General features: G+C 65.3%; 22 protein-coding genes and 1 pseudogene. 10 read left to right on the top strand and 13 right to left on the bottom strand.

Features of this window, described 5'->3' with window-relative positions:
• Window positions 1–250 precede the first annotated feature (250 nt).
• Window positions 251–409: a DUF6307 family protein gene (locus tag SKC41_RS01655; protein WP_330978720.1), complete on the top strand. Its 159-nt coding sequence runs from the start codon at window positions 251–253 to the stop codon at window positions 407–409.
• A 74-nt stretch (window positions 410–483) separates the two neighbouring features.
• On the opposite strand, the gene SKC41_RS01650 is transcribed toward SKC41_RS01655, so the two are convergent.
• Window positions 484–945 carry an STAS domain-containing protein gene (locus SKC41_RS01650; protein WP_330976029.1) on the bottom strand — a complete coding sequence of 154 codons (462 nt, stop codon included), beginning with the start codon at window positions 943–945 and terminating at the stop codon, window positions 484–486.
• Between the two features lie 295 nt (window positions 946–1,240).
• On the opposite strand from SKC41_RS01650, the gene SKC41_RS01645 reads away from it, so the two are divergent.
• From SKC41_RS01645 to SKC41_RS01635, 3 genes are all read left to right on the top strand, one after another.
• Complete coding sequence (locus tag SKC41_RS01645; RefSeq protein WP_330976028.1) at window positions 1,241–2,068, top strand: GAF and ANTAR domain-containing protein; 828 nt, start codon at window positions 1,241–1,243, stop codon at window positions 2,066–2,068.
• Window positions 2,069–2,141: 73 nt separating this feature from the next.
• Window positions 2,142–2,774 carry a hypothetical protein gene (locus tag SKC41_RS01640; protein ID WP_330976027.1) on the top strand — a complete coding sequence of 211 codons (633 nt, stop codon included), beginning with the start codon at window positions 2,142–2,144 and terminating at the stop codon, window positions 2,772–2,774.
• A gap of 133 nt (window positions 2,775–2,907) precedes the next feature.
• On the top strand, window positions 2,908–4,086 hold the full coding sequence (locus tag SKC41_RS01635; protein WP_442931519.1) for a glycosyltransferase: 1,179 nt from the start codon (window positions 2,908–2,910) through the stop codon (window positions 4,084–4,086).
• Between the two features lie 153 nt (window positions 4,087–4,239).
• On the opposite strand, the pseudogene SKC41_RS31810 reads toward SKC41_RS01635, so the two are convergent.
• From SKC41_RS31810 to SKC41_RS01620, 3 genes and pseudogenes are all read right to left on the bottom strand, one after another.
• Window positions 4,240–4,382 (bottom strand): annotated as a pseudogene (locus SKC41_RS31810) (NAD(P)H nitroreductase); the annotation flags it as partial.
• 57 nt (window positions 4,383–4,439) lie between these two features.
• Window positions 4,440–6,899, bottom strand: a complete 2,460-nt coding sequence (locus SKC41_RS01625) for a phosphoketolase family protein (RefSeq protein WP_442931518.1) — start codon at window positions 6,897–6,899, stop codon at window positions 4,440–4,442.
• An 11-nt stretch (window positions 6,900–6,910) separates the two neighbouring features.
• Window positions 6,911–7,780, bottom strand: coding sequence for a slipin family protein (locus SKC41_RS01620; RefSeq protein ID WP_330976025.1), 870 nt, complete (start codon window positions 7,778–7,780; stop codon window positions 6,911–6,913).
• A gap of 826 nt (window positions 7,781–8,606) precedes the next feature.
• Here SKC41_RS01620 and SKC41_RS01615 point away from each other — a divergent pair.
• Together SKC41_RS01615 and SKC41_RS01610 are read left to right on the top strand one after the other, a co-directional pair.
• On the top strand, window positions 8,607–8,786 hold the full coding sequence (locus tag SKC41_RS01615) for a DUF6131 family protein (protein WP_330976024.1): 180 nt from the start codon (window positions 8,607–8,609) through the stop codon (window positions 8,784–8,786).
• A gap of 336 nt (window positions 8,787–9,122) precedes the next feature.
• Window positions 9,123–10,373 carry a fatty acid desaturase family protein gene (locus SKC41_RS01610; protein ID WP_330976023.1) on the top strand — a complete coding sequence of 417 codons (1,251 nt, stop codon included), beginning with the start codon at window positions 9,123–9,125 and terminating at the stop codon, window positions 10,371–10,373.
• A gap of 39 nt (window positions 10,374–10,412) precedes the next feature.
• Here the strand turns inward: SKC41_RS01610 and SKC41_RS01605 are convergent, their stop codons facing one another.
• The 4 genes from SKC41_RS01605 to SKC41_RS01590 all read right to left on the bottom strand — a co-directional run bounded on the left by SKC41_RS01605 (window position 10,413) and on the right by SKC41_RS01590 (window position 13,749).
• Window positions 10,413–11,120, bottom strand: a complete 708-nt coding sequence (locus SKC41_RS01605; protein WP_330976022.1) for a sensor histidine kinase — start codon at window positions 11,118–11,120, stop codon at window positions 10,413–10,415.
• Window positions 11,121–11,382: 262 nt separating this feature from the next.
• Complete coding sequence (locus SKC41_RS01600) at window positions 11,383–11,646, bottom strand: CDGP domain-containing protein (protein ID WP_330976021.1); 264 nt, start codon at window positions 11,644–11,646, stop codon at window positions 11,383–11,385.
• A gap of 30 nt (window positions 11,647–11,676) precedes the next feature.
• Window positions 11,677–12,930 (bottom strand): PPE family protein, encoded by a 1,254-nt coding sequence (locus SKC41_RS01595; protein ID WP_330976020.1) that lies wholly within the window; start codon window positions 12,928–12,930, stop codon window positions 11,677–11,679.
• A 159-nt stretch (window positions 12,931–13,089) separates the two neighbouring features.
• A complete protein-coding gene (locus tag SKC41_RS01590; RefSeq protein ID WP_330976019.1) occupies window positions 13,090–13,749 on the bottom strand; it encodes a GntR family transcriptional regulator in 660 nt (219 codons plus the stop codon).
• A 128-nt stretch (window positions 13,750–13,877) separates the two neighbouring features.
• On the opposite strand from SKC41_RS01590, the gene SKC41_RS01585 reads away from it, so the two are divergent.
• Together SKC41_RS01585 and SKC41_RS01580 are read left to right on the top strand one after the other, a co-directional pair.
• Window positions 13,878–14,882 (top strand): cupin, encoded by a 1,005-nt coding sequence (locus SKC41_RS01585; protein ID WP_330976018.1) that lies wholly within the window; start codon window positions 13,878–13,880, stop codon window positions 14,880–14,882.
• A 47-nt stretch (window positions 14,883–14,929) separates the two neighbouring features.
• On the top strand, window positions 14,930–15,937 hold the full coding sequence (locus tag SKC41_RS01580; protein ID WP_330976017.1) for a VWA domain-containing protein: 1,008 nt from the start codon (window positions 14,930–14,932) through the stop codon (window positions 15,935–15,937).
• A 16-nt stretch (window positions 15,938–15,953) separates the two neighbouring features.
• Here SKC41_RS01580 and SKC41_RS01575 read toward each other — a convergent pair whose 3' ends face one another.
• The 3 genes from SKC41_RS01575 to SKC41_RS01565 all read right to left on the bottom strand — a co-directional run bounded on the left by SKC41_RS01575 (window position 15,954) and on the right by SKC41_RS01565 (window position 19,248).
• Entirely contained in the window at window positions 15,954–16,937 is a 984-nt protein-coding gene (locus tag SKC41_RS01575) for a VWA domain-containing protein (RefSeq protein WP_330976016.1), read from the bottom strand.
• A gap of 99 nt (window positions 16,938–17,036) precedes the next feature.
• Window positions 17,037–18,359, bottom strand: coding sequence for a protein export chaperone SatS (satS, locus tag SKC41_RS01570; RefSeq protein ID WP_330976015.1), 1,323 nt, complete (start codon window positions 18,357–18,359; stop codon window positions 17,037–17,039).
• A gap of 58 nt (window positions 18,360–18,417) precedes the next feature.
• A complete protein-coding gene (locus tag SKC41_RS01565) occupies window positions 18,418–19,248 on the bottom strand; it encodes an alkaline phosphatase family protein (RefSeq protein WP_442931515.1) in 831 nt (276 codons plus the stop codon).
• Between the two features lie 145 nt (window positions 19,249–19,393).
• Here SKC41_RS01565 and upp point away from each other — a divergent pair, with 145 nt between their 5' ends.
• Window positions 19,394–20,128, top strand: a complete 735-nt coding sequence (gene upp / locus SKC41_RS01560; protein ID WP_330976014.1) for a uracil phosphoribosyltransferase — start codon at window positions 19,394–19,396, stop codon at window positions 20,126–20,128.
• Here upp and SKC41_RS01555 read toward each other — a convergent pair.
• Together SKC41_RS01555 and SKC41_RS01550 are read right to left on the bottom strand one after the other, a co-directional pair.
• Window positions 20,019–21,599 (bottom strand): phospho-sugar mutase, encoded by a 1,581-nt coding sequence (locus tag SKC41_RS01555; protein WP_330976013.1) that lies wholly within the window; start codon window positions 21,597–21,599, stop codon window positions 20,019–20,021. The two genes, upp and SKC41_RS01555, sit on opposite strands and share 110 nt — an antisense overlap.
• Before the next feature lie 12 nt (window positions 21,600–21,611).
• Window positions 21,612–22,418, bottom strand: a complete 807-nt coding sequence (locus SKC41_RS01550; RefSeq protein ID WP_330976012.1) for a purine-nucleoside phosphorylase — start codon at window positions 22,416–22,418, stop codon at window positions 21,612–21,614.
• 43 nt (window positions 22,419–22,461) lie between these two features.
• Here SKC41_RS01550 and SKC41_RS01545 point away from each other — a divergent pair, with 43 nt between their 5' ends.
• Window positions 22,462–23,124 (top strand): cutinase family protein, encoded by a 663-nt coding sequence (locus tag SKC41_RS01545; protein ID WP_330976011.1) that lies wholly within the window; start codon window positions 22,462–22,464, stop codon window positions 23,122–23,124.
• Window positions 23,125–23,136 lie beyond the last annotated feature (12 nt).

The following is a 23,136-nucleotide window of genomic DNA, read 5'->3' as shown; positions in this document are numbered from 1 at the left end:
AACCGGGGGACCTCGAGCTATTCGGCACCTTTCTGACTGGATTTTCCAGATTTTGGCGATCATCGACGAGTGACGTGTCAAGAGGGTTTTGATTATTCTGGCTTCGGCGCCTTCCTGTTGTCCGACGATATTCAACCCGTCAAATTCCTCCTCAACGCGGGGGGAGACGCCAGCCCATTCACGGACTAAGATCGATACTGTCGAGGGGTTTTCCTTGACTGAACAAACTGGACGGAATAGGAATGAAATCATGGTATCTCGGTCAACACTTATCTCGCCTTATGAAAAGCGTGTAAGACTCGTCAAGGAGACGTTGAAAACGCACTCGAAAATCGATGATGCCGCCGCGGGCGAGCTTGCGGTGCACGTACTGGACGCACTGAATTCGATCCCTGAGCAGATTCGCTGAGCGACAAAAGCTCACGACATCGTTGATCGGTGTCTCCCGGCATCACCGCACTTTGCGCCCGTTATTCGGACCCGTTATTCGGAGTAGTGCGAATCGGCCGCCGCTGCGTGCAGGCTCGCTAGTACCGCGCTGACGGTATCGGCGGTTGGCACCAAGCGGTCCGGATCGCAGATTCGCAGCACCAGGGATACCGCGGCACCCGGGACCAACGCCCAGGCGATTCCAGCGCCCGCGCAGCTCACCGAGATTCTGCGCAGCGCCGAGAAGCCCGCGGCACCAAAGAATTCCAGACGGGTCAGATCGAGGATCAGTCCGCGGCAACGCATCAGGTGGGCGAGTGGATACTCGGCCAGGGTATGCGCGTTCGTAGTGTCGATGTCGCCGTGGGCGCTGACGATGACCACCGACGACTTCATCCAGCGAGTGTCCCAATACGCCAATTGACCGTTGCGCGACTTGGGGAAAGGCGTCGAGAAAGGTGTCGAGAAGATGGCATCGCCCGGCAGGGCGGCCGAGTCTAACAGTGTCTTGGTCATGGTGATCCCGTCGTGCGGGCGATCACCGGATTGTCAGGGCTCGGAGCAACGCTCCTTGGGTTGAGCAGCGTACGGCTGAACCCGTCCCGGACCAGCTGAGATTCTCAGCAGCTCTCACGCTACACCGTGGTCGGCCGGAGTGCCCAAAGTCGGGAAGCCATCAGCCACCCTCGCCTTAGGCCGGCCAACCAGTTTCGCCCTAGGATGGTAGGCAACTCGCGGCGGGTACGCCCTGGGTATGTGGCTGGTCGCCGGTGCCGCCGGGCTCCAGCAGGTTATGAGGCAGGTACCGGCAATGGTGGAGTCCACCGAGGACGCTGATGACCCACCGCTGGGATCGCGGACACCGGCGCAGCTCAGTGCCGACGATGCCGATTTACAGGCGGCGATCAGCAATCTCGCGGGTCTGGTCGCCGGTCATCGGCGCTTGCCCGAGTTGCTGGCGGAGGTAGCGTCGTTCGCCGTCCGCGCGATACCGGGGGCCGATGGTGCCGGAGTCACGCTGCTCAATGTCGACCGGGTGGACGACATGGTCGCGGCGTTGGCGGCCAGCGCTCCCTTTGTCGCCGAGATTGACGAAATTCAGTACGTCACCCTCAACGAAGGGCCCTGCATCACGGCGGCGCTGGAACGTCGCACGGTGCGCTCGGGGTCGTTGGGCGGGGAGAAGATGTGGCCGCGGTTCGGTCCACGGGTCGGCAGGTTGGGGGTGCACAGCGCGCTGTCGCTGCCGCTGCTGCTGCCCGATCGCGTGGTCGGGGCGATCAACGTATACGCCTACGGCAAAGACGTTTTCGATGAGCACGCCGCCGAGTTTGGGGAGTTGTTCGCCAAACCAGCGGCGGTCGCCGTACACAACGCGCAGATCCTTGCGGACGCGCTTGCTCTTACTGTCCAGTTGCAGACGGCGTTGTCCACCCGCCCAGTGATCGATCAAGCGATCGGTCTGATCCGCGGACGTACCGGGCGCAGCGCCGAGGACGCGTTCACCCAACTGCGAGCGATGAGCCAATCTCAGCACCGCAAATTGGCCGACGTGGCCCAACACATTGTCGATGAAGCCGTGCGCCGCGCCCGCGCCCGCGCTCGACCCACGCCGGAGAGTCCATCCGGCGTACCGTAACAAGCGGGGAAACAGTTACGGGACGGGTCCTGACTCGCGTCTTGAGAATCCTCACCACGCACAGCGACCGGCCGTGCGCGGCGCCGGCACGCTCGATCGCGCTCGGGAGCGCGCAGCGGAGCAGTCCCTTGTGGAGATCGCAGCGGCGCTAGCCGCAGACCTAGGCATCCTCACCGCGGCGTTGGATGAGCCGGGCGCCGATGTCGCCGATAGTCTGCGCCGGCTCACGGCCGATGCCGCCGCGGCAATACCCACCTTCATGGGGTTGAGCGTGACCGTCGACGGCATTGATCCGCCGTTCGCGTTCACCACATTCGTCGACAGTGCCGGGACGGGTGATGTCCGCACCTCGCTCAGGCTCGCGGTGCCAGGTGTCGGTGACGTCGGTCTTCTCCCGACCGTCGTCCTCGTCCTGTACGCGGGGTCGCCGGGAACCTTTGTCGACCTCGCCGCGGACCTCGCGTGGCTGACCGGCCGGCCCCTGAGTGACTTCGTCCTCGATCAGCACCTGGCGGTGCCTGCCGAACGGGATTCCGCGACAAGCCGTTTAGAGGCGTCGGTCATTAATCAAGCAATCGGAGTCCTCGTCGGTCGGGGCTACACGCCCGAGCAAGCCGAATGCCACCTCACGGTTGAGGGTGCCGACGCCGGTATCAGTCGGCACGCCGTCGGCCTGCGCATACTGGCCGGGCTCACGCGGCGATAGCCGGTCATCGCGTGTAGTGTGAGTGACGTTGGGCATCCAGCCAGTCCGGAATGAAGTCAGCTGTCCGCCGCTGATCTCGCAGAGCAACGGCTCGCGCCGGGCACGCCGGTGATAACCGTCAATTGGGATCACCTTGAGTGCTCTATCCCTCTTTCGATCATCGAATTCTGCTTTCGTTCGGCAAGGCCGTTGCGGCCCAACGAGTTTCGGCATTCTCAGTACGTATGCACCGACACCGTGTGGGTTGGCGACGTTCAGTGCGGCCTTGTCAGAAGGGCTGCACGCGAATGGTTCTGACGTCAGCGTCGTACGGGTGGCCGACGGGTCGTTGTCTTCTGACGCTCGGGTGATCGGAGAGCTGGTCAACGGTTCCGCGACGTCGGTGGCTGCAGCCTCCGAATTGCTGAACGAGAGCGACATCGCGGTCGTGCAGCATGAGTACGGCATCTACGGCGGCGTCGACGGAGACGAAGTCGTGGATATCATCGGCGCGCTGCGCATCCCGTCGATCGTGGTCGCCCACACGGTTCTCAAAGACCCGACCCCTCACCAGCGTTCGGTGCTCGAGACGATCGCGGCGACGGCCGCTCAGGTGGTTGTTATGTCGGAGGCGGCCAGGCAACGCCTGTGCCTAGGCTACGACGTTGATCGCCGGAAAGTCACCACGATCGCGCATGGCGCGACCGTCCCGAGGAACACGCCCGTGAAGCGTTCCGGCCGACCGACTTTGCTGACCTGGGGTCTGCTGGGTCCGGGCAAGGGCATCGAACGGGTCATCGAGGCGATGGGTTCGCTGCATGAGCTCCATGGCCGGCCGCGTTACCTGATTGCCGGCCGCACGCACCCAAAGGTTCTGGCCGCCGATGGCGAGGCATACCGTGACGCCCGCGCCGAACAGGCGCGACTGCGTGGCGTCGCGGACTCGGTGTGCTTTGACGCCAACTACCGCGATGCATCGTCGCTGGCGGCGCTTGTCCAGTCCTCGGCCGTGGTGGTGCTGCCCTACGACTCGACGGATCAGGTCACTTCCGGTGTTCTGGTCGATGCCATCGCGAGCGGGAGGCCGGTCGTTGCGACCGCGTTCCCGCACGCCCTCGAACTCCTCGGCAGTGGGGCGGGCATCGTTGTCGGGCACAATGATCCCGATGCGCTGACATCCGCCCTGCGCCGAGTGCTGACCGAGCCGCGCCTTGCTGGCTCGATGGCCGCGGAGGCACGCCGGTTGGCCCCGGCGATGTCCTGGCCGGTGGTGGCCAATGCCTATCTGGACTTGGCACACCGCCTTCTCGCTAAGCGTCGGGCGCTGGTATGAACCGCCACCATGCCGGACCCGAAATTCGACCACCTGGTTTTTCGAAATGACCTGTCCAACAATTTAATTCATTACGATACGAGGTATCGTACGCTCGTAGCGATTCGGTGAGTTTCGACGCCTTCGCCAGTTCCAGCTGCAGCTCGTCGGCTCGTCGGCGGAGTAGAGAATCCGGTTGCGATCAACGTAGAGGTGTAGCCGTGCATCCTCGGCGATCCATTGCCAGGGCTGGCTGTTGTGCAACGACGGGGCGCGGCACGCCAACTGCGCCGCGTTCCTGATATGTCGCTACCCATCAATGTGTCCGGCCTGATCCGAGAATTGGGCGCGTCAGCGATTATGCCGGTTGTTCCTTATGTCGGACGTCGGCGTGTGACGGGGAGGGCTCTGGCCGACGGAAACTCTGCGAACACTGTTCGTCCGCCGATCGGCGGTGTCGAAGTCACTCGCGGTGGATTCCAGCTCCAGTTGCGGATTTCGGGCAGGTCTTGGCCGTGGGTGTTGATGTAGAGGCTGTGTTCGACGAGCTTGTCGGCCATCGCCTGCTTGAGGTAGTCGCCGGTTGCGCCGAGTTGGGGCATCCGGTCGATGACGTCTGCGACGAGGTGGAAACGGTCCAAGCGGTTCTGCACCCGCATGTCGAAGGCGGTAGTGATGGTGCCCTCTTCGTTGTAGCCGCGCACATGCAGATTGCGGTTGGTCCGGCGGTAGGTGAGTCGGTGGATCAGGCTCGGGTAGCCGTGGAACGCGAAGATGATGTGTTTGTCGGTGGTGAACAGGGTGTCGTAGTCGCGGTCGCTTAGCCCGTGCGGGTGCTCGGTGGCCGACTGCAGCCTCATCAGGTCCACGACGTTGACCACCCGGATCTTCAACTCGGGCAGGTGTTCCCGCAGGATCGACACGGCCGCGAGTACCTCGAGGGTCGGAGTATCTCCGCAGCAAGCCAGGACCGCATCCGGTTCCACGCCGCGGTCGTTTCCGGCCCATTCCCAAATGCCGATGCCCTCGGTGCAGTGGACCACCGCGTCGTCCATGCTGAGCCATTGCGGCATCGCGCGCTTCCCGGCGACCACGACGTTGACGTAGTGGCGGCTGCGCAGACAGTGGTCCGCAACCGAGAGTAGGCAGTTGGCGTCCGGCGGCAGGTAGACCCGTACGACGTCAGCCTTTTTGTTTACGACATGGTCTAGGAAGCCGGGATCTTGGTGGGTGAAGCCGTTGTGGTCTTGCTGCCAGACATGGGAGGCGAGTAGGTAAGTCAGCGACGCGATGTCGCGGCGCCACGGCAGTTGCGCGGTGACCTTGAGCCATTTGGCGTGCTGGTTGAACATCGAGTCAACGATGTGGATGAACGCCTCGTAGCAGTTGAACAGCCCGTGCCGCCCGGTGAGCAGATAACCTTCCAGCCAGCCTTCACTTTGGTGCTCACTGAGCATCGAATCCAGCACGCGCCCCTGTGGCGCGAGGAACTCGTCGTTCGCGGTGGTGCGCGCCTGCCACTGTCGGTCGGTGACCTCAAAGACCGCGCCGAGCATGTTCGACAGGGTTTCGTCGGGCCCGAAGATCCGGAAGTTGCGTGTCTCGTCGTTGAGCGCGATGACGTCGCGGAGGAAAGTGCCGAGCACGGCGGTGTCCTCTGCTTCCACCGCGCCCGGCGAGGTGACTGCCACGGCGTGGGTGCGGAAATCGGGCATCCGCAAGTCACGCAGCAACACTCCGCCGTTGGTGTGCGGGTTGGCGCCCATCCGCCGTGGCCCAACAGGAGCCAGCGCAGCCAGCTCGGGCAGCAGCCGTCCGGCCTGGTCGAATAACTCGTCGGGTCTGTAGCTGCGCATCCAGCTCTCCAGTTGCTCGACGTGCCCGGGATGCTGCTCGTCGACGAGTAATGGCACCTGGTGTGCCCGGAAGGTGCCTTCGATCTGCCGACCGTCGACCTCTTTGGGTCCGGTCCAGCCCTTGGGGGAGCGCAGCACGATCACGGGCCAGGGTCTGCGGGTGGTATCGCCGGCGGTTCGAGCGTCGCGTTGGATCCCGTGAATGGCCTCCACCGTCTCATCGAGGGCGGTGGCCATCAGCTCATGCATATACTCGGGATCCTCACCCTCGACGTAGCGGGGCTCCCAACCGCAGCCGCGCAGGAACTGGTCCAACTCTTCGTGTTCGATGCGGGCCAGCACGGTGGGATTGCTGATCTTGTAGCCGTTCAGATGCAGGATCGGCAGCACCGCCCCATCGCCGATCGGGTTGAGGAACTTGGTGGAATGCCAGGCCGTGGCCAGTGGCCCGGTCTCGGCCTCACCGTCACCGATCACGCACGCGACGACTAGGCCGGGATTGTCGAAAACAGCGCCAAACGCGTGACTCAGCGAGTAGCCCAGCTCCCCACCTTGGTGGATCGAACCCGGCGTCGTGGGTGCCACGTGGCTGGAAATGCCTCCGGGAAAAGAGAATTGGGTAAACAACTTCTTGAGGCCGGATTCGTCCTGGCTGATGTCGGGATAGATCTCAGTGTAGGAGCCCTCGAGGTAGGTATTGGCGACCAGGGCCGGGCCGCCATGGCCCGGGCCAGCGACGTAGAACATGTCCAGGTCGTACTTCGTGATGACCCGGTTCAGGTGCACGTAGATGAAGTTTTGACCCGGCGTCGTTCCCCAATGGCCGACGACGAGCGGTTTCACATCCGATAGCCGCAGCGGTCGTTTCAACAACGGGTTGTCATACAGGTAGAGCTGGCCGACCGACAGATAATTCGCCGCCCGCCAGTAGGCGTCCATCTGGTGCAGGAGTTCGGGTTCGAGGGTTCGGGTCGTCATTGTGCTGCTTGTCATTTTGACTCCGAAGCCCGGCCGTTCGCGGGCCGGTGCCCGGGTTGCGTTGACGTGTCCGCCCTATTCGCGTTGGCCGGTTGGGGTACGGGCGCGGCGGCAGCACTTTCTCTGGCAAGGAAGGCGCCCAGTTCACCGATCGCGCTCATTAGAGGCGCCGGGAACACGATGGTGGTGTTCTTCTCCACGCCGAGTTCGACAAGCGTTTGCAGGTTGCGCAGCTGCAGGGCCAACGGGTGCGCCATCATCGTGTCCGACGCCTCGCCCAACGCGGCCGCGGCCATCGACTCGCCCTCTGCCGCAATGATTTTGGCGCGTTTCTCGCGCTCAGCCTCAGCCTGCCGAGCCATCGCGCGCTTCATGCTGTCGGGCAACTGGATATCCTTGAGCTCGACCAGTGTCACTTCGACACCCCATTCGAGTGTCGCGATGTCGAGGATCTTTCGAATATCGGCGTTGATGGTGTCGGTCTCCGACAGCGCCTGGTCAAGGGTGTGCTGGCCGACAACCTTGCGCAGCGTGGTCTGCGCGATCTGGTTGATCGCGGCGTGGACGTTCTCGATGGCGACCACCGATTTCACCGCGTCGATAACCCGGAAGTAAGCGACCGCCGAAATATCAACGCTGACGTTGTCGCGGGTGATGATGCCCTGAGACTGGATCGGCATCGTCACAATTCGCAGCGCCACCTTAATCAGCCGATCGATGACCGGGATGATCACGGCCAGCCCGGGGTCCTTAACCCCGACCACCTTGCCGAGGCGGAATAACACACCCTTCTCGTACTGGGTCACGACTTTTATCGACAGTGGCAACGCGATCAGGGTGGCAACGAGGAGCACCGCGACCAGAATGATCAAAAATCTCATGGCGCGTCCTTCACAGATATCAGGGAATCGAAGCCGTTGTTGTGCGTGAGGAAGCCCGCGCGGCAGCCGTCGTCGAAATCTGGTGCGCCAGCAGGTGGGTGGTTGACGGCAAGCACGTGAAGTGGTCATGGGTGACCCGACGTGCTATTAATCACCGGCGTGTGGGGGCTCGGAGCCGATGCTCCTTGAGTTGGGCGGCGGACGGCCGAACTCATCCCGGACCAGCTGAAATTCTCAGCCCCCTTGACACTACGCGCATTGGACTGTGCGTAGCGACCAATTTCCTTATCGGCTCCCTACGGCTGGGGGCCGATTTGACTCGTGTACGGCGCCGGGCCTCGGCGTGGATGTCCAGTTCCAGCAAGATTATTCAGCGCAGGTATAGCGTACTTTACGCAGGCTCCCGGCGGCATACCGACGGGGTTGCTCAGCGCGCAGCGTGCGGTGAACCGCCGCGGCCGTGCCGCGCTCGGCCGTCAACTAGCCGGGGGTCCCCGAGAGGGGTAATGTTGTTGTTGCTGAGTCCTTCAGCCAGTCCGGTGAGAGTTTGGCTGTACGCCGCTGAACTTGATGAGCGTCTTGCTCGCGCCGTATATTCCTCCGGTTATCCCCGAACTCGGACGGCCACCAACACCCCGTTCACCCGGTTCGCCCGTCGGTTTGCCGGCCATGTGACCGGTGCCGGCGGGACAAGCCGCGTCGCACCCGCAAGGCCGCGACGATCGGCACGCAACCCAAATCAGTTGCAGAGCAAGCCGAATGAGACCTTCACGCTCCGACTCGGGCCTTCTCTTTTCAAACTTCTAGAAAGAAGCTAGGTAACGTCATGATCACTCTCGGAATCGTCCTTATCGTCCTCGGGCTGCTCCTCCCTGCCCTCGTCCCCACCTTCGCCTACGCCCATATTTGCTTGGTCATCGGGGTCATCCTCCTGGTGGTCGGCGTGATACTCGCGGTGGCGGGACGGACGGGACACGCTGTCGGCGGCCGCCGCCACTACTACTAACCGGCCAGATTTATCCAGTGACGGCCGGGCTCGGACGGTCGAGGCCGCGCTCCGCGACGAGCCGCCGCCTCTTATCACCGCGGGGCAGTCACCGGTCGCCGTCAAAACAACGAATAATGTTGGCGGGCTGACAAATTGGGTAAGCCGGACAGGCATCGGAAACACCTGAGCCCGCTGCCTAGCAGGAACCGAAACAGCCGTAGCCAGTTGTGGCCTGGCCTATCGATAGGACGCTTGTCGTTGGCTTGGCCGCAACAGCCGCGGTAACCCCGAGTTCATCGTTGCCGATCAATGCTGGGGAATCCGACACAGAAACCAGACTTAGAGGGGAAAACCATGGCGATTACTGACATTCCGGCCTTCGCCCATTTGACTGAGGCTGACATCGAGAGTCTGGGTGTTGAGCTGGATGCGATTCGGCTGGATATTGAGGATTCGCTGGGTGAGCGTGATGCGCGCTATATCCGTCGCACCATTGGTGCGCAACGTGCCCTCGATGTCGCCGGTCGGTTGCTGCTGGCCGGTGCCTCCAAACGTTCGGTGTGGTGGGCGGGAACCGTGACCTTGGGTGTGGCGAAGATCATCGAGAATATGGAGATCGGCCACAACGTGATGCACGGTCAGTGGAACTGGATGAATGATCCCGAGGTCCATTCCTCGACATGGGAGTGGGACATGAGTGCGGTGTCTAAGCATTGGCGATCGACCCACAACTTTCAGCATCACAAGTACACCAACATCGTCGGGATGGATGACGACGTGGGCTACGCGATCCTGCGTGTTACTCGTGATCAACCGTGGGAGCCGTATAACGTCGGCAACCTGCTGTTCAACGCCGTCCTTGCGGTCGGCTTTGAGTGGGGAATTGGTTTTCAGCCCATCGAGCTCGGCAAGCTCTTGAAGGCTGGTGCGGAGCGCGACATCACGTTGGAACAGGTGCGTGAGTTCTCGATCAAGGCCGTCAGACAGTTGGTCAAGGATTACGTCGCGTTCCCGGCGCTGACGTCGCTGTCGCCGGCGGCGACCTATAAGTCGGTGTTCAGGGCCAACGTGCTGGCTAATGTGATCCGCAACATCTGGGCCGACGCGGTGATCTTTTGTGGTCACTTTCCTGATGGCGCAGAGAAATTCAGCAAGATCGACATGATCAGCGAAACGATGGGGCAGTGGTATCTGCGCCAGATGCTGGGCAGTGCCAACTTTGAGGCCGGGCCGGTGTTGCGGCTCCTGAGCGGCAACCTCTGCTATCAGATCGAACATCACCTTTACCCTGATCTGCCCAGTAACCGTTTGCACGAGATCTCGGTGCGGGTCAGGCACGTCTGCGAGAAGTACGACTTGCCCTACACCACAGGCTCTTTCCTGATGCAGTACGGCAAGACGTGGCGCACCATCGCCAAACTGTCACTGCCGGACCGCTACTTGCGCGATACCGCCGACGATGCTCCGGAGACCCGCAGCGAGCGGATGTTCGCCGAACTGGGGCCCGGTTTCGGGGGGACCGATCCAGCAACAGGACGCCGCCGCGGGCTCAACACGGCGATCGCAGCGGTCCGCCAGTGGCGTCGGTGCCCTACGCGGTGCTGACCGCCTAGCCCGGCGCCGGTTCACTGGGGTGGCCTGAGGTCAATGGCAGGCGAGCAACGGTGCGGTCCAGTTCACTTCGGTGCCGCCTCCCGGTGGTGTTGTGAGGTAGCAGTTCCCGCCGATCTCTTCGGCGCGGGATGTCATGTTGGCCAGTCCGTTGCGACCCACATTCTCGGCGCTGATTGCGCAGCCGTCGTCGGTGACCGTGACGTCTAGTGCGTCGGCAACGGTCACCGCGATGGTCAATTGTGTTGCCCCAGAGCGTCGGACGGCGTAGCTGACCGCTTCCAGAATGGCCCGCTCAGCGTGTGCGGCCAGGTCGTCGCCGATCACGCTCATTGGCCCGCGCATCCGTAGTGTCGTGGCGATATCGCGGTTTTCGGTCAGGTCGGCGACTGCAGCGCGAATCCGCTGTGGAAAGCCGATCCGCTGTGTGCCGGTGACGTGCAATTCGAAGACGGTGGTGCGAATGTCCTCGATCACGTTCTGCAGGTCGGTGACCGACCGGTTCAGCCGAGCGGCGATCTCGCTCGATCGAGACCGGGCGATGGTGCCCTGCAGATCCAAACCGATAGCGAAGATCTGCTGAATCACATGGTCGTTGAGCTTATGTGCGATCCGCTCACGGTCGGCCAGCACAGTCAGATGGCGAGCGTGTTCTAGGGCATTGTCCAGCTCCAGCGCCACCCCGGCATGGTCGAGGAAGTCGGTCCCGAGGGCGACATTTTCGGCTCGAAAGGGGTTCATGATGTCCGTATGCGGTTGTCTGCAGTGTGCGTTCGGCACGAGCTACTGCTCAGTGAGGGAAGCGGCGATGCGGCTGGCCTCATTCCGGACTGGCTGGAATCCTCAGCAACGCTCACGCTACACCTCGCGGCTGTGGTCTGACATGGTCCGACTTAAGAAGACGCCGGTAGCGACTACATTTGTCGACGCGCTCGCCGATCGCCAGTAGGCGTGTCGCCGCGGCCTGGGCTTCCGACACGACGGCGTTCGGCTAGCGGTGCGGCTAATCGTCGATGTGCGGGTCCAGCCCGCCGGGGCCCATCACGTTGCAGGTCCGCTCGGGCACAAAGAAGGAGCTGGCGCCGTTGGCCACCAGATTGTGTGTTACCACGCACCGCTGCCAGGTGCCGTCGGGCGCAATGGGCCCGTCGCATTTGCTGATAACGAGTCCGCCGTACTGGCAGCCGGCGCTGGCCGGCGGCGCCGCGGTCAGCAGCCCTCCGGTGATCAGCACGACGGCCAATCCGCCGACGATGCAGCGCTTCATGGTTCGACGCTACCGCTTACCCGGCGCTATTTACCCCAGGGCCGCCGCCGCAAGTTCTTCCTCGGGGGCGACGAGGCGGCGGGCCCAGTCGGCGAGCCCCTCCGCATTGAGCTGGGGCTGAATTCCGGCGGTTCCGGCCAGGCCGGGTGCGGAGGCCAACGCGGGTGCCGGGACGGCGCTGTAGGAGACGGAGCCCGCGGCATTGGTGAGGGTCGCGCCGGACAGGCCGGCAAATCCGACGGCGGTGTCGTTCACGGTGATGAGGCCGGTGCCCGGACCGAGCGTGACGGAGCCCGAGTTGATGAAGCCGAAGGCCCCGATGGCGAATTTGGGGGTAAGCGTGAGGCCTCCGGCGTCAGCGGTGACGACGCCGCTCACATTGGCGCCGGTCGCCACGTTCACCCACTGCGGGACAATTCCGCCGGCGGTAAAGACGCTGCCCGGGTTGAGGGTGATGACCGAACCGCTCTGGGCAGTGACTTCGACGAAGCCGGCGACGCCGGTGGGTGCCATGGTGACCGACCCGGCGTCGACGATCAGGTGCGAGTTGGTCCCGACGGAGATGATGCTCAGCGGCGGCACGTTGGCCGAGGTTCCGGGCGGGATCGGGGGGTCGGCGTCGCCGACGGGCGTGTAGTCGATGCCACCGGGCCCGGTGGTGTTGGTCGATACCTGCTGCACCAGGGATTGGGTGCGCGCGCTGGTGAGATTGCCCGCGTTCTGGGCCATCGTGCGGGCCTGATCGGCCTGCCCGTTCGGGTTGGTGGTCTGCGGGGCCTCGTCATACGGGGCCAGGGTGCTCGCGACCTCGGCGTCGCCGGCGTAGGTGTACATCGCGGTGGCGTCTTGCACCCACATCTCCCCGTACTGGGCTTCGGTAGCCGCGATCGCCGGGGTGTTCTGCCCGAAGAAGTTGGTCGCGACCAGCGCCATCAGCTGGGCCCGGTTGGCCGCGATCACCGGCGGGGGCACCGTCATCGCGAACGCCGCCTCGTAGGCCGCTGCCGCCGCATAGGCCTGAGCCGAGGTTTGGGCGGCCTGCGCGGCGGCCGCCTCCAGCCAGGCCACATAGGGTGTGGCGGCGGCGGCCATCCGCATCGACGACGGACCGAACCACGTCTGCCCGGTCAAACCGGAGACTTCCGAAAAGTAACCGCTGGCAGCCGATTCCAGCTGAGCGGCCAGTTCGTCCCAGGCCGCCGCGGCGGCGAGCAGCGGGCCCGACCCGGGTCCGGAATACATGCGAGCGGAGTTGATTTCCGGCATGAGCAATCCAAAGTCCATGGCGTCGTTGCCTTTCGGACGGACCAGTAAAATCGGCGAAGCGCTTTGGTTAAACCCCCGCCCGAAGAGGTCGACCCCTTGTAGGGATTTCTAGCACGCATGATTGGGCTTCGGGCGGTTTTGGGCGTGTGTGTAAGACCGTGTCGGCCCGCGCTGGAGTCAGATCAACGACGAGTCGACGGCGAGACCGATCGCGCGCACGGTGCTGGCCAGGTGCGTCCGCACCGCCTGCTGAGCTCGTGGCAGATCGCCGTCGCGCAGTGCCTCGGCGATCGCGAGATGCTCACGCATGATCGTCGCGACCCGATCTTGTTCGCGCAGCGCCGATTCGCCGATCATCCGCATCTGACGGTCGCGCAGCGAGGAGTAGAAGCCGGACAGAATCGCGTTTCCCGACTCTTCGAGAGTGATGGCGTGGAAGGCGCGGTCGGAATCCAGGAATTGCCGCCAGTCGCCCGCCGCCGCGGTCTCGCGCTGCCGTTGCAGCTCGGCGGTCAACCGTTCGAACACCGCGGCACACACGGCGGGCCCGCGGCCGACCACTTTCCGCGCGGCATGCTGCTCAAGCATCAACCGGGCCTCGATCACCGAGCGAACCTCGTCGGGGGAGACGGGCACGACGAGCGCCCCGCGTTGCGGATACAGCCGCAGCAGGCCCTCGGCCTCCATGCGCAGGAAGGCCTCGCGCACCGGGGTCCGCGACATGCCCAGTGCGGTCGCGACGTCACCCTCGCTGATCAGTTCGCCGCCGGGAAACGCTCCGGTGAGCACCTGGGTCTTGACGTACTCCAGCGCGCGGTCCTTGGCGGTCGCTGCCACGGGCGCCCCCTTGTAGCTCAGTCGTATCTCAGGGTGTCAGTACTGTACCCGACATCGCGATTGACACTGAGATACAAGATAGATACGATTTAAACACAAGATGAAACCGAGCATTAAGGAGATGCGCGATGTCCGTGAACTTGGACCCGACGATTCCCGCTCCGATGACCAACGTGGCCGAGTACGGGTTCGAGGGGCGTTTCGCCGACTGGGCCGATGAAGCGCGCTACTTCGAGTACTCCAAGGCCGCCAATCCGATCGGCTCCGGGTATGCGCCGCAGGTTCCGATTACCCAGTTCGGACCCGAGGTCTACATGGACCAGCCGACCGGCATCGTGCCGCTGGATCTGTCCTCCGACTTGGGCATCACCGGCGCGGCGACGAGTCCCGCACTGCTGGCCAACTTCCTGCGCATCCGTGCCGGTGAGCAGATCGACACCCATCCCAACGCCACCTCGCAGCTGTACTACGTGCTGTTCGGGCACGGCTTCGCCGCGGTCAACGGGCAGCTGGTCAAGTGGGAGAAGGGTGACTTCCTGACCCTGCCCGCCGGTTCGCGCTCGGTGTTCTACGCCGACTCGGAGGCGGCCATGTATTGGGTGCACGACGAGCCGCTGCTGCGTTACCTGGGCGCCGAGGCGCGCGAGCCGAGGTTCGCCGCGACCAAGTTCTGCCGCACGGACGCGGTGACCAAGCTGGACGAGATCGCGTCGCGTCCCGGCGCCAACGACAAGAGCCGGGTGAGCGTGCTGCTGGCCAACGAGAACCAGGAGCAGACGCTGACCATCACCCACGTCCTGTGGGCAATGTTCGGCGTGCTGCCGCCCAACCAGGAGCAGCGCCCGCATCGGCACCAATCGGTCGCATTGGATCTCATTCTCGATGCGCCGCCCCGCGGCTGCTACTCGTTGCTGGGCACCCGCCTCGACGAGCGCGGCGACATCGTCGACCCGATCCGGGTGGACTGGCAGGCCGGTGGGGCGTTCACCACTCCGCCGGGCATGTGGCACGCCCACTTCAACGAGACCGGTCAGCCCGCTCACCTGATTCCCGTTCAGGACGCCGGGCTGCAGACCCACCTGCGTAGTCTCGACATCAAATTCACTGAGCGCCGGGACCTCGTCGCCGGCTGACCGGGGTGCCGTGCACCGCCGGCGTTTGGTGAATAGTGTGTCGTGGCATGAAGTTGCCACTGCTGGGTCCGGTGTCGCTCACGGGCTTTCAGCACGGATGGTTCTTCCTGCTCCTGCTGGCCGTGCTGCTGGTGATCGGGCTCTACGTCGTCCAGCAATTCGCCCGACGCCGACGCGTGCTGCGATTCGCCAACATGGAAGTGCTCGAGCGCGTCGCGCCCGCGCGGCTGTCCCGGTGGCGTCACATCCCGACGATCCTGCTCGCGGTGTCGCTGGTACTGCTGACGACGGCGATGGCCGGGCCGACGACCGATGTCCGCATTCCGCTCAACCGCGCGGTGGTGATGTTGGTCATCGACGTCTCGGAGTCGATGGCCGCCACCGATGTGTCTCCGAACCGGCTGGTCGCCGCGCAAGAGGCCGGTAAGCAGTTCGCCGACGAGCTGACTCCCGCGATCAACCTCGGGCTGGTGGCGTTCGCGGCCAACGCCACCCTCCTGGTGTCGCCGACGACCAACCGCGGTGCCGTCAAGGCCGCGATCGACGGCCTGCAACCGGCTCCGAAAACCGCCACCGGAGAAGGCATTTTCACCGCGCTACAGGCGATCGCTACGGTCGGTGCGGTGATGGGCGGCGGCGACGGACCGCCCCCGGCACGCATCGTGTTGGAGTCCGACGGCGCCGAGAACGTGCCGCTGGATCCCAACGCCCCGCAGGGAGCGTTCACCGCGGCGCGCGCGGCCAAGTCCGAGGGCGTACAGATCTCGACGATCTCGTTCGGTACGCCCGACGGCACCGTCGTCTACCAAGGCGCGACGATTCCGGTTCCGGTCGACGACCAGACGCTGCAGGAGATCTGCAAGATCACCGACGGCCAGGCGTTCCACGCCGACAGCCTGCAGTCCCTGAAGGAGGTCTACGGGACGCTGCAGCGCCAGATCGGCTACGAGACCGTCAAGGGCGATGCGAGTCTGGCCTGGTTGCTGCTCGGTTCGGTGTTGCTGGCCGGCGCGGTGCTGGCCGGGCTGTTCCTCAACCGCAGGCTGCCCGCCTGACGAGCTGGGCGGGCCGCTAAGTAGGCAGCCTGCGGTTGATCAGCAGCGCCAACACCGTGGCGACCAACGCGGTGAGCACCCCGAGGCGCAACCACCCGGATCCTCCGGGCCCGGGCACGATGCGATACCCGATCTCCTTCTGGATGGCTTCGTAGTCCTTGGTGAGCTCGTCGAGGTTGGACGCGGTATAGGCCTGGCCGCCCGCCAGCTGCGCCACCTTCTTCATCTGGTCCGTCGACACCGGGACGTTCACCTGCACCCCGTCCAGGCTGATGCTGCCACTCTTGGTGCCGAACGAGATCGTCGAGATGGGCACGCCCTGATCCTTGGCCAGACGCGACGCTGTGTAGACACCGTCGTGCGGATCACTGGGATCGGTCGGCCTGTTCTCCCCGCCGTCGGACAGCAGCACGATCCGGGCCGGCGGCGGAGTGTCCCCTCCGGTCGTGTTGCTCGCCTCGATCGCGTGCAGGGCGGTGTAGAGGGCTTCACCGGTCGCCGTGCCGTCGCCGAATTGCAGCTTCGGCAGGGCATCGATGGTCGCCTGGTGCTGCGGGGTCGGCGGCACCAAAAGGTACGGCGTCCCCGCGAAGCCGACCAGCCCGAGATTGATGCCCGGCGTCAGCGCGGCGGCGAACTTGCTGGCGGCTTGCTCGGCGGCCCGCAGCCGGTCGGGCTCGACGTCGGTCGCCCGCATGGATTGCGACATGTCGATCACGAGCATCACGACGGCGCGGTTGCGCGGGATCTTCATGTCGTGGGTCGGGGTGCCCAGCGCGATGGTCAACAGCGCCAGGCTGAGCAGCGATACGGCTATCGGCAGATGCCGCCATAGCGACTGCGGTACCTCCGCATCGGTGTAGCGGCGCAGGCGGCGGCGGCGCCGGGCCTGAACGACGACATACACGGCCAGCAAGACCAGCGGGATCAGCCCGAACAGCAGCAGGACCGGACGCTGAAATCCGTAGAGCGGCAGCGGTCCGATCACGGGAAGCGACATTCAGTTGACCTCCCCGTCGGGCCGCCGCGGACCTCGGGCGGGCGCTGCCGCCAGTAAAGAGGAGACTCGGACACCCGTCAAACGAACGCTAGTAGCGCCCTATTCACGCCTGAGCCGGGAATCGACGAACCTCTCCAGTTCTTCCCATTCGCGCACCGCCGCCGAATACGGCGACGCGGGCTTGCTCACCGAGCCGGGCTCGAGCACGTAGGCCACCAGCTTGCCCAGTGGCTTGCCGGTTTCCAGGGCCTTGTCGACGGTGCTCTCCTCGGAGTAGTCGCCGATATCGCGGAGCAGTTCGACGGCCAGGTCGAGTTGCTCACGATCGACGGCGTCGGGGCCGTCGGCGAAGTCGTCGACCAGCCCGCTGAGCACGTAGATGTTCTCGTCGGCGACCTCCACGGCCAGCGATCCGTCCGTCGCGGCGGTGCGGATGTCGTCGTAGGTGCTCAGATCGGACAGGTCGTGGTCGTGCTCGTCGGCGAGGTAGCGAGCCAGGCTCCGCTCGGAGGTGAACACGCTGATGCGCCCGTTGCGGCCCAGGAAGATCGGGCGGTCGTCGAGGTAGCAGCGCAGCGTGTAGAACGTGCCCGAACTCGTAATGATGCGGACCGGGTCGATGCCGACCTGCATCCAGAAGTCCTCGTCACTGCCGAGGACGACAGTGTCGCCGGGCGCGCGGTCCTCCTCCTCGGCGTCGTCTTCCTCGTCGGCCTCGGCGTCGTCCTCTTCGTCTTCCTCGGCGTCGTCCTCGTCGTCGTCGTCGGAGTCCTCCTCCTCGGATTCGGTGGCCTCCTCGTCGTCTTCTTCCTCGGCTTCTTCGCGCTCTTCGTCTAACTCTTCGGCGGCCTTCTTCACCGCCGCCTCATCGACCTCGGGAGTACTGATGATGCCCTCGATGGCGCTGAGCACGTCGTCCCAGCTGCGCCCGATGACCTCGGCGATCGAATTCCAGCGCTTGGCGCCCGCCTTGCCGGTGAAGTGTTCGATGCCGCCGGACACCGTGCCCAGGCTGGGGTTGCCGTTGAAGAACTTCGACACCGCGGCCAGCTCGCACACCGACCCGATCGACGACACGATCGCCAGTGCGCCGGCCAGCGCGGTCACCGATTGCTCGGTCGGCTTCTCGGCCACCAGCTCCTCGACCGCGATCAGGTCGAACTGGTTGGCGTCGGTGGGCTCGAAGTCGTGCGCGTGGGCTGTGGTCAGGTCATTCCACGCCGGGTGATCGGTCAGGTCGTTCTCGGCGCCGGAACGTACGAACGCGACGAGATCGGCAACGGCCTCGAAGACGTACAGGTCGTCTTCGTTGCCCAGGAACGCCTCCCACTCGTCGCCTGCGTCGCGCCAGCGCGGTGCCCAGACGGTGTATCGGTCACCGACGGACAGGCTCAGGCGGATGGGTACGAGGTCAGCAGCCATGCGGCACAGAATAGCGACGGCCGACCGGGGCGCCGGGTCCGGTGCCGGACCAGCCGGCCTAGCCCGCCCAAATGCTGGCGATCGCGGGGGCGTTGGCCGCGTTGCCCGTCTTGGGCAAGCCGTACATCTGCTCGATGGTGGACAGCAGGTTGTAGTGGCTCATCTGCTCGGGGTAACTGCCCGGCTGTACATGGGCGCCGTAGATGATGGTCGGGATCTGATTGTGACCGCCTGGCGAACCGGATCCGTCGTCTTCGTCCCAAGTCACGATCAGCAGGCTGTTGTTGGCGACCGCCCAGTTGGCGTATCCGGACATCTGTCGATTCAGCCAGGCGTCGCCCTGTGCGATCGAGCCGTCGTGCATGTTGTCGTCGTTGTTGGGAATGACGAACGACACCGTCGGCAGGCCGGCGTAGTTCCCCTGCGGAAAAGCGGAGAACGGCACGGAACTCGTCGGCGGCACGTTGGTGAAATTGGCCCACGGCACGTGCTTGCGCGCGTACTTGCCCGCGCTGCACACCGGCGAGCCGACCGCGGGCAGGTCCTCCGAATAACCGATGAATGTGTAACCGGCACCGAGCAATTCAGAACCCAGGTTGGGGGCGTTGCCGGCGTTGATCGGGCACGAGTCCTTGGTCAGACCAAAGGTATTGCCGGCGAACATCGCCAGATAGTTCGGTTCGCTGGGGTGGGTTTCGGCGAACGACTGCATCATGTTGGCGCCGTGGGAGGCCAGTGCGTTGATGAACGGGTTCTGCGGGCTGCCGATGATGTGGCCTTCAGAACGGTTCTCTTCCACCACAATTACGACGTGCGCGGGCCGGGGAAGCGCAGCCGCGGCGCTCACGCGGGGAGCCAACGGGGTGGCCGCCAACCAAGTCAGCCCCACCGCGGCGACCAACCTTCCAAGACTTCGAATCTCGCGAAACACCCGGGGAGCATATGGGCCGACACGCGCGACGGACGGCAGGCGCGCATGCGGGTGAACTGCACTTTAGCCAACCGAGGTCGGATCGTTATATACCCTCATGCGCATGGAAGTGCGCGTGATCGACCACCCGTTGGCCGCCACTCGGCTGACGGTGCTGCGCGACGAACGCACCGATGCCGCGGGCTTTCGGGCCGCGCTGCGTGAGCTGACGCTGATGCTGGTCTACGAGGCCACCCGGGACGCGGCGACCGCGCCGATCAGGATCCGCACGCCCCTGGCTGAGACCTTCGGAAAGCGATTGGCCAAGCCGCCGTTGCTGGTGCCGGTGTTGCGGGCCGGGCTCGGGATGGTCAGCGAGGCGCACGCCCTGATCCCGGACGCCCAGGTCGGCTTCGTCGGGGTGGCCCGCGACGAGGAAACCCATCTGCCCTTCCCGTACATGGAGTCGCTGCCCGAAAAGCTCAAACACCGGCCCGTCATCGTGCTTGACCCGATGCTGGCCACCGGCGGGTCGATGACGTATGCCATCGAACTGCTACAGCGCCGTGGCGCAACGGATATCAGCGTGCTGTGTGTGGTGGCCGCGCCGGAAGGGCTTGCGGCGGTTGAGGAAATCGCGCCGGACGCGCGAGTGTTCACCGCGGCGGTCGACAAGGGACTCAACAAGTCGGCGTACATCGTGCCCGGGCTCGGCGATGCCGGCGACCGCCAGTTCGGGCCCCGCATCTTCACCAGCGTTCCACCGAAGCAACCAACTCAGCGCGCAGCGCGGCGGCGTAAGTCCGAGAAGAAGTTAACTCGTCGGAAGCGGCGCAGCCAATCTCCAAGTAGCACTTGAGCTTTGGCTCAGTCCCGGAAGGCCGCACCACCACGCGGATCGAGGTGTCGTCGTCGCCGGCGGTGAAGATCAGCGCGTCGGTGATGTCGGTGAGGGTGGCCGCGAACCCGGCCAGTTGCGTGGGCGGGTCGGCGCGCAGCCGGGCCATGAGTGCGACGGCCTCGGTGCTGTCGGCGACCCGGCGCGAGACCGCCGCAACTTCGTGCACGCCGTATACCCGGGCGAGCTCGTCGAGCCCGTCAGGGATCGAACGGCCCTGCTGTTTCGCCGAAGCCACCATGTCGCACACCAGCACCGCGGCGCTGATGCCGTCCTTGTCGCGCACCGCGGCCGGGTCGACGCAGTGGCCGATCGCTTCTTCGTAGGCGTAGACCAGGCTGCCGCCGGGCACCGTCGAATCGGCGCGCGCCAGCCATTTGAAGCCGGTGAGGGTTTCGACGTGGGTCGCACCGTAGTGGCCGGCGATCTGCGCGAGCATCCGGGAGGACACTATGGTGCTGGCAACCACCGCGTTGTCCGATCGATCGTGGGCGAGGATGTAATCGCCTAGCAGCCAACCGGTTTCATCGCCGGAGAGCATCCGCCATCCCGCCGCGGTGGGGATGCCCACCGCGCAACGGTCGGCGTCGGGGTCCAGGGCGATCGCGACGTCGGCGTCGATCTCGGCGGCCAGGGTGAGCAGCGCGTCGGCGGCGCCGGGCTCCTCGGGGTTCGGGAACGCGACGGTGGGGAAGTCGGGGTCCGGTGCGTACTGGGCGCCGACGGTGTGCACCTGCTCGAAGCCGGCGCGGTGCAGCGTCTCGACGGCCACCGCGCCGCCGACCCCGTGCAGCGGGGTCAGGGCCACCCGCACCGAGCCGCTGGCGCGCCGCACCCCGGCAGCGCGTTCGATGTAGCGCGCAACCAGTTCGGTGTCGGCGGCCGCGACCGGCTTGCGGGCGATCTGATCGGCGGGAGGCGAAGTGGCCATTGCGGTTTCGATCTCGGTGTCGGTGGGGGAGATGATCTGGATGCCGCCGTCGAAGTACACCTTGTAGCCGTTGTCGGCCGGCGGGTTGTGTGAGGCCGTGATCTGGATCCCGGCGGCGGCACCGGTGTGGCGTACCGCGTAGGCGACCACCGGCGTGGGCACCGCGCCCGGTAGTAGTAGGACCGAAAATCCCTCGGCGGCAAGGACTTCCGCGGTCACTGTGGCGAAGATCGCCGAACCGTGCCGGGCGTCACGCCCGACGATCACTTGCGAGCCGGCCAGGCCGCGATCCGTAAGCACCTGCGCCACTGCCCAAGTCGCGCGCGAGACGACCGCGACGTTCATGGCGTCCGGGCCGCCGCGTACCGGGCCGCGCAATCCCGCGGTGCCGAACGTCAGGGGGCGGGCGAATCGCGCGCGAAGTTCCTCGGGTGAGCACGCCGCGAGCTCGGCGGCAGTCGTCGGGTCGGGGTCGTGTGCGATCCACTCCTGCGGCATCACACGACCATTCTGCTAAATCCGCTCGATGATCAAGGCCAGCAGTGCGCCGATCCGGGCCGCCGACGCCGCCCCGGCTGCCATCACGTCGGCGTGGCTCAGCGGAGCACCGGTGATCCCGGCCGCCAGGTTGGTCACCAGCGAGATGCCCAGCACCTCGGCACCGGCCGCGCGCGCCGCGATCGTTTCGTGCACCGTCGACATGCCGACCAGGTCGGCGCCCAGGGTCCGCAGCATCCGGATCTCGGCCGGCGTCTCGTAGTGCGGCCCGGGCAGGCCGGCGTACACGCCTTCGGTCAGCTCGGGGTCGGCGTCGCGGGCGAGGTCGCGCAGCCGCGGGCTGTAGGCATCGGTGAGATCCACGAACTGGGCGCCGACCAACGGCGAACGCGCGGTCAGGTTCAGGTGATCGCTGATCAGCACCGGCTGGCCGACCCGCAGGTCGGTGCGCAATCCGCCGGCCGCGTTGGTCAGCACCACGATGCCGGCGCCGGCCGCACAGGCCGCCCGCACGGGGTGCACGACATGGCTCAGGTCGTGGCCCTCATAGGCGTGCACGCGCCCGGCCAGCACCAGTACCCGGTGCTCGCCGACGCGCATCGACAACAGCTCGCCGGGATGGCCGGCCGCGCGCGGCGGCGCGAAGCCGGGAATCTCGGCCTGGGGTAGCACGACGTCGGGGGAGCCCAGCTTCGCGATCGCCGGCGACCACCCCGAACCGAGAACGATCGCGACATCGTGCTCGTCAACCCCGGTTTGCTCGCGGATGGAATTAGCCGCGCGCCGCGCGAGTTGTGAACTCTCGGATGCAACGTCGGTCACACTCCGCGAGCTTAGCCTCGCTATATATGTCAGGATCTCCCGCATGAGTTTTGGTAGGTGGCCGGTTGTCGGCGCGCTTGTTGCTGTTGCGGTCTCGTTGGCCGCGCTCGTCAGTGGTCCGGCACCGAAGGCGAGGGCGGACTGCCCGGACGTCCAGCTGATTTTCGCTCGGGGTACCAACGAGCCACCCGGCCTGGGTGTGGTGGGCGATGCGCTCTTCGGTGCGCTGCAGGGCTCCCTGGGCGGGCGCAGCTTCGACAACTACGCGGTGAACTATCCGGCCAGCTACAACTTCCTGCAGACCGGTGACGGCGCCAACGACGCCCGTGATCACATCGCGGCGATGGCCGACCAGTGCCCGGCCACCCACCTGATCCTGGGCGGCTTCTCGCAGGGCGCCGCCGCGGTCTCGATGCTGGCGGGGGTGCCGCCGCTGGGCAACACCGTCGGTGAGTTCGGGTCGGCCCCGGCGCTGGACCCCGGCCTGGCCAACAAGATCAGGGCGGTCGCCGTGTTCGGCAATCCCGGCAACCGGTTCAACACCCCGCTGTCGACGGCGGGCGAATTCGCCGGCCGTGCCATCGACCTGTGCGCCGCCGGTGATCCGGTCTGCGTCGTCGGCGGTCGCGACCGCGACGCGCACCATGACTATTCGGCACCGCCGTACCCCGGCCAGGCGGCGGGATTCATCGCCGGACGGGTGTAGCCGCTGTCGGGG

This window comes from Mycobacterium sp. 050128, from assembly GCF_036409155.1.
Taxonomy (GTDB): domain Bacteria; phylum Actinomycetota; class Actinomycetes; order Mycobacteriales; family Mycobacteriaceae; genus Mycobacterium.
The sequence above is the reverse complement of the archived record's forward strand: the minus strand, read 5'-3'. Positions and strand labels throughout refer to the sequence as shown.